Here is a 6,164-nt window from a genome sequence, read left to right on the forward strand (position 1 = left end):
CCCGAGAACGATACAAAAGACGGCGGGCATTGCCCGCCGTTTTTTGTTGCAGCGATGCTCCCTGTGCGCGATGTTCTGTTCTTCGCAGAAATGAGCATCGGTGCATCATGCACATGGGTGCGCTCCCGCACGAAGAACCGTACCCTAAAGCCCAGCCCGCCCCGAAAGCGGGAACCCAAACACAAGGCCACGCATGCCCGACCTCCCGATCACCCTGTGGATTACCTTTGCCGGCGTACTCGGCCTGCTGGTCGGCAGCTTTCTCAACGTGGTCATCCTGCGGTTGCCGGAGCGCATGGCAGCCGGCTGGCGACAGGAAGCGCGCGACATACTGGAACTTGAGGCCGAGGCCGCGCCGATGCCGCCTGGCATTGTCCGCGAGCCCTCGCATTGCCCACAGTGCAAGCATCCGCTGTCGGTGCTGGACAATATTCCACTCTTCGGCTGGCTGCTGTTGCGCGGACGCTGCCGTTACTGCCAGATGCGCATCTCGATCCAGTATCCGCTGGTGGAGCTGCTCACCGCCGTGCTGAGCGCACTGGTCGTATGGAAATTCGGCCCATCTTGGCCCGCGCTGGCTGGGTTGGTACTCACCTGGACCCTGATCGCGCTGTCTGGCATCGACTTTCGCACCCAACTGTTGCCGGACCAGTTGACGCTTCCGCTGCTGTGGCTGGGCCTGCTGCTGGCGTTGCTGCCGATGTTTGTCAGCGCGCCCACGTCGATCATTGGAGCGGCCATCGGTTATCTGAGCCTGTGGAGCGTGTACTGGGTATTCAAGCTGCTCACCGGCAAGGAAGGCATGGGCTATGGCGATTTCAAGCTGCTCGCCGCGCTGGGCGCCTGGATGGGGCCGGTATCGCTGCTGCCGATCATCCTGCTGTCCTCGCTGATCGGTGCGCTGGTCGGCGGAGGCCTGATCGTGCTGCAGCGACACCAGCGCGAAGTTCCGATGCCGTTCGGCCCGTTCATCGCCGCCGCCGGCTGGGTCTGGTTCGTGGCAGGGCCCGACCTGCTGCAGGGCTACATGCACCTGACCGGACTGCGATGAACGAACCGCTGCACGCCATGATCGTCGCCTTGACCGGTGGTGTCGCTGCCGGCAAAACGGCAGTGACGCGACGCTTCGAGGCGTTGGGCGTATCTGTGCATGACGCCGACGTGGCTGCCCGCGTCGTGATCGAGCCAGGGACAGCCGGACTGGCTGCCGTGGTCAGGGCCTTCGGCGGCGACATCCTGGATGCCTCGGGTCGACTGGATCGCCCGGCGATGCGCCAGCGTGTGTTTGCCGATCCAGCGGCACGGCAGACGCTGGAGACGATCATCCATCCACTGGTGCGCCAATGGTTGCACGAGCACGCACAGGCCGATCGCGGGCCGTATTGCCTGCTGGCGATTCCGCTGCTGGCGGAAAACATCGAGCATTACCGCTGGGTCGATCGCGTATTGGTGATCGATGCCGCCGAAGCCGTGCAGCTCGCGCGACTGATGGCCCGCGACAATATCGACGAGGCGCTGGCCCGGCGCATGCTTGCCCACCAGGCCAGCCGCGCCGAACGGTTGGCGCTGGCCGACGACATGATCGAGAACGATGGCGACGAGGCTTCCCTAGACGAAGCCGTTGCCGAGCTGCATCAGCGTTATCTGGCACTCGCCGCCACAACGCACTTCGGAGCGCGATAGCTTTTCCGCAAAGACCGCTGCGGCACGACTGAAGGAAGTCCCGTTCGGACCAGCTGTGTTTACCGTTATGGACGCTTCTACGGCCAGAATTCGTGGATGCCGGCGACGCCCTGCGCGCTGTGCTGGCGGGCCTGGCTGATTTGCCCGGGGGCCATGCCGCCCAGCGCATACACCGGCAACGCGGCGGCTTCAGCCAGTGGCTCGAATCCAGCCCAGCCCAGCGGTAGCGTCTGCGGGTGACTGCGGGTGGCGGCCACCGGCGACAGCGTCGCGAAGTCCGCGCCGATCCGTGACGCCTGTGCCAGTTGCGCCGCATCGTGACAGCTGGCACCGACCAGTTGCTGCAGTGGCAGCGGTCGCTCGGACAACGTGGACAGCTGAATGCTCTTGAGCTGAACGCCGATACCCAGGTCGCGTGCGCCATCGATATCGCCATTGAGCAGCAACTGTGTACCATGCCGCCGCGCCAATGGCAGCAAAGCCGCAGCCAGCTCGCGCACGAGTTCGCATGGCCACAGCGGCAGGCGCAGCTGCAGCATCGGCTCGCCGCGTTCGAGCGCCCGACCGATCCGCCCGAACCACCGGTCCCGCTGATCCGGCGTTACGTCCGCCGGCGTGATCGGATAACGCGGGGGCAAGCGCAATGCCTGCAGGATTGCACGGTCGGCCAACGTGAGGATGGCCGGATCGACTTGGGCCGGAGGCAGCCATTGCAGCGCTTGGCCTTCCCGCGATTGCGGCGTGCCTTCCCATTGATCGACCCGCCACGTATCCAGCAGCAGCTTGCAATCGATATGGTGGCGCGGCACCCGGATCAGCGGCGCGGCGCGTTGCAGGGTGATGCCCAGTTCCTCGTGCAGCTCACGCGCCAGCGCGGCCAGAGGCGTCTCGCCGGGTTCGAGCTTGCCGCCCGGAAACTCCCACATGCCGGCCAGATGCTTGCCGGGTGGACGCTGCGCCAGCAGTACGCGCCCTGCACTATCGCGCAGGACGCCGGCCATCACATGCATTGTCACCGGCTTGGGCGCGGCTGATGCCGGCATCAGCTGTTGCGCAGGTATTCGACCATGTCGAAATCGTAGGCATGCCCGGCATCGGCCTTGTGGTGCACGCGGGAGACTTCGACCCAATCGCTGAAATGCACACCGGGGAAGAACGCGTCGGCGCCATCGACCGCCGCGCTGACCCAGGTCAGGTACATGCGCCTTGCCCGCGGCAGCGCTTCGGCAAACACCTGGCTGCCGCCGATCACCATCAGGCCGGTGTTGTCGGTGCGGGCCTGCGCCTCCTCCACCGAGCGCACCGTGATCTGGCCGGGGAACGGCGCCTCATGCCGGCGCGACAGCACCAGGTTGACCCGATCCGGCAGCGCGCGGCCGATCGACACCGCGGTGTTGTAGCCCATCAGCACGTTCTTGCCGGTGGTCAACTGCTTGAACCAGCGCAGGTCATCCGGCAGATGCCACGGCAGCTGTCCCTTGCGGCCGATGGCGAAGTTTTCGTCAAGTGCGGCAATCAGCGAAATGGCCATGTGAAGTCCTTGGAAGGCTTGTTAGATGGAGTGGTTCACGCCTGCGGCTGGCGCTACCGAATGGCCGAATCTTAGCAGGATGTGCTGCATCCCAGAGATGATGGCATGACCGCCTGACGCGGGGTTGTGGCCTGTCTGGTGAGCGGCAATTTTACGATGCATGAGCGCGCGACCGTGGCGACATGCTTTCGCGCCCAGCTGAAGGAGGTCCCACTGTGAGAATCGCGAAAAGCCACGCTTTCTCTCGGCATCCCTGCGAGGTGCTCTTCAACAGCCGAATGGCGGGTCACGCAGGGATCCCGTGCGTTTGGATTCAGCCACTGGATTCCTGCTTTCGCAGAAATGACGATAATTTCAAGGTGCCCACAGGGACGGGGACGTCCTACACGGCGACGGCAGCCTTGATCGCCGGCAGCGGTGCGTAACCTTCGATCGCGATGTCCTCGTAGCCGAAATCAAGGATCGAGCGCACCTCGGGATTGAGCTGAAGCCGCGGCAACGGCCGGGGTTCGCGGGTCAGCTGCAGCCGCGCCTGCTCGATGTGATTGCTGTACAGGTGCGCATCGCCCAGCGTGTGCACGAAATCGCCCACGTCCAGCCCGCACACCTGCGCCACCATGTGGGTGAGCAACGCATAGCTGGCGATGTTGAACGGCACGCCGAGAAAGATGTCGCCCGAGCGCTGGTACAACTGGCAACTCAGCTTGCCGTCCGCCACGTAGAACTGGAACAGGCTGTGGCACGGCAGCAACGCCATTTTCGGCAGCTCGCCGACGTTCCACGCACTGACGATCAGCCGGCGCGAATCGGGGTTGCGCTTGATCTCGTCGACGACCCAGCGGATCTGGTCGACCACGCCGCCGTCGGCGGTCGGCCATGCGCGCCACTGCTGGCCGTAGACCGGCCCGAGGTCGCCGTTCGCATCGGCCCATTCGTCCCAGATGCGCACGCCGTGTTCCTTCAGGTAGGCGATGTTGGTATCGCCTCGCAGGAACCAGATCAGCTCGTGCACGATCGACTTCAGGTGCAGCTTCTTGGTGGTGACCAGCGGGAAGCCTTCGGTGAGGTCGAAGCGCATTTGCCAGCCGAACACGCTACGCGTGCCGGTGCCGGTACGATCGGTCTTTTCAGTGCCATGCTCGAGCACGTGGCGCAGCAGGTCGAGATAAGCGCGCATGGCTTAGCCCTTCTCTGCCACGGGAGCAAGCGGCAAGATGGGTGCGCGGCGCGACCAGGCGATCAGCCACACACCGATCAGGACCAGCGGCAACGACTGCAACTGCCCCATCGTCACCCAGCCGAAGGCCAGATAGCCCAGCTGCGGATCCGGCAGCCGCACGAATTCCACCGCGATGCGGAAACAGCCGTACATCAGCGCGAACAGGCCCGACACCAGGTAACGCGGCCGCGGCTTCATCGATACCAGCCACAACACCACGAACATCACGATGCCCTCCAGTGCCAGCTCGTACAGCTGGGACGGTTGCCGCGTGAGGCCGCCAAGCTGTTGCAGTTGTGCCAACCACTCCGGATGGCTGCCGGCGTAAGCCACATCATCCGTACGCGCATTCGGAAACAGCATGCCCCACGCCAACATGGTGGGCTTGCCCCACAGCTCGCCGTTGATGAAATTGCCCAGTCGGCCCAGACCCAGCCCGATCGGCACCAGCGGCGCCACGAAATCCACCGTGTCGAAAAAATGCAGGCGCTGCCGACGCGACCACCACCAGCCAGCTGCCAGCACGCCGAGCAGGCCGCCATGGAAGCTCATGCCACCATCCCACACCTTGAACAGGGCCAGCGGCTCGTTCCAGATCCAGTGGATGCCACCGGCGTAGTAGAACAGCATGTACCAGACGCGGCCGCCGACGATCACACCCATCATGCCGTAGAAAAACAGGTCGCTCAGCACATCCCGGCTGACCGGCAGACGGCCACGACGGCGGCGATATTCCCCCAGTACGGCCACACTCAAGAAGCCTAGCAGGTACATCAGTCCATACCAGTGCACCTGGATCGGGCCGAGGTGGAACGCTACCGGATTGAAATCGACGATGAAAGGCTGGGACATGGTGAGCTGGCGCATCTTTGCAAAACCCAAGTGTAGCCGGTCGCGGGCGTCCGCTCTTTCGATCTGCTTCTTGGCTTCGCCTAGTTGGGAGTTGTGACGTAGCGCCGCAGCGCACGTGGAATGCCTGCGCATCGAGGCCGATCGGCATACCTTTGAGCGGGCATCCAGCCAGCCATGGCAAGACCCCCTGCCGGGCCGTGCCCAGCAAGATTGTCGGGCAGACATCCGGACGTTGAGGCCAGGTTTGCATCGGAGCGCGGCCATGGGGCACCTATGGCTACGCGCTATGCACCTGCCCTACAGCAGCACGGGCCGATCCGGCAATTCGTCGGGCCGGGTCTGGTCGTGGCCGGGAAAATGCCGCGCAAGCAGGACATGCGACGCAGCGATACCTTCGAGGCTGCCCTCGCGCCATTGCCCGAGCGCATAGCGTCCACGCATGCGTGCACAGACCGCATCCCATTCGGTCGTGGTCACCCGCGCGGCGATGCCACGGTCGGCAACGATCTCGATGCGATGTTCGGCCATCAGCACGTACAGCAGCACGCCGCTGTTGTGCTCGGTGTCCCAGACGCGCAGCTGGCTGAACACCTGGCGTGCACGGGTCGGTGCGTCGAGGCCATCCAGCACGGCCAGCGGAGCCAGTCGCGACTCGATCGCGAAACGGAGTTCGCCACGATGGCTGCGTTCACCGGCGGCGATCGACGCGGTCATCTCGTCGAGCAAGGCGGCAGGAAAGCGTCGATGCAGCTGAAACCAGCCGCCGAACAGATTGGTCAGCATTCGCTGCATGCGTGCCATCACCAGCTCCCCGAAGCGCCGCCGCCGCCAAAGCTGCCACCGCCACCGCTGAAGCCACCGCCCCCGCCAAAACCACCT

The 6,164-nt window shown here is 64.5% G+C and carries 7 protein-coding genes; 2 read left to right on the forward strand and 5 right to left on the reverse strand.

What is annotated here, in order from left to right:
• The first annotated feature begins 193 nt into the window (after positions 1 to 193).
• Both B0E46_RS09235 and coaE read left to right on the forward strand, forming a co-directional pair.
• On the forward strand, positions 194 to 1,051 hold the full coding sequence (locus B0E46_RS09235; protein ID WP_077555481.1) for an A24 family peptidase: 858 nt from the start codon (positions 194 to 196) through the stop codon (positions 1,049 to 1,051).
• The gene (coaE, locus tag B0E46_RS09240) at positions 1,048 to 1,683 is read left to right on the forward strand and encodes a dephospho-CoA kinase (RefSeq protein WP_077555482.1); all 636 of its coding nucleotides are present in this window, start codon (positions 1,048 to 1,050) and stop codon (positions 1,681 to 1,683) included. The genes B0E46_RS09235 and coaE overlap by 4 nt, the downstream gene beginning before the upstream one ends.
• A 77-nt stretch (positions 1,684 to 1,760) precedes the next feature.
• Here coaE and B0E46_RS09245 read toward each other — a convergent pair whose 3' ends face one another.
• From B0E46_RS09245 to B0E46_RS09260, 5 genes are all read right to left on the reverse strand, one after another.
• Entirely contained in the window at positions 1,761 to 2,726 is a 966-nt protein-coding gene (locus B0E46_RS09245) for a Nudix family hydrolase (protein ID WP_254425100.1), read from the reverse strand.
• Complete coding sequence (locus tag B0E46_RS09250; protein ID WP_077555484.1) at positions 2,726 to 3,214, reverse strand: dihydrofolate reductase; 489 nt, start codon at positions 3,212 to 3,214, stop codon at positions 2,726 to 2,728. Before B0E46_RS09250 ends, B0E46_RS09245 begins: the two co-directional genes overlap by 1 nt.
• A 382-nt stretch (positions 3,215 to 3,596) precedes the next feature.
• Entirely contained in the window at positions 3,597 to 4,391 is a 795-nt protein-coding gene (locus tag B0E46_RS17315; protein WP_139350487.1) for a thymidylate synthase, read from the reverse strand.
• A gap of 3 nt (positions 4,392 to 4,394) precedes the next feature.
• On the reverse strand, positions 4,395 to 5,285 hold the full coding sequence (gene lgt / locus B0E46_RS17320; RefSeq protein WP_139350488.1) for a prolipoprotein diacylglyceryl transferase: 891 nt from the start codon (positions 5,283 to 5,285) through the stop codon (positions 4,395 to 4,397).
• 297 nt (positions 5,286 to 5,582) lie between these two features.
• On the reverse strand, positions 5,583 to 6,086 hold the full coding sequence (locus B0E46_RS09260) for a TPM domain-containing protein (protein ID WP_077555485.1): 504 nt from the start codon (positions 6,084 to 6,086) through the stop codon (positions 5,583 to 5,585).
• Positions 6,087 to 6,164: the final 78 nt, after the last annotated feature.

It is taken from the genome of Rhodanobacter sp. B04, from assembly GCF_002001125.1.
GTDB lineage: Bacteria > Pseudomonadota > Gammaproteobacteria > Xanthomonadales > Rhodanobacteraceae > Rhodanobacter.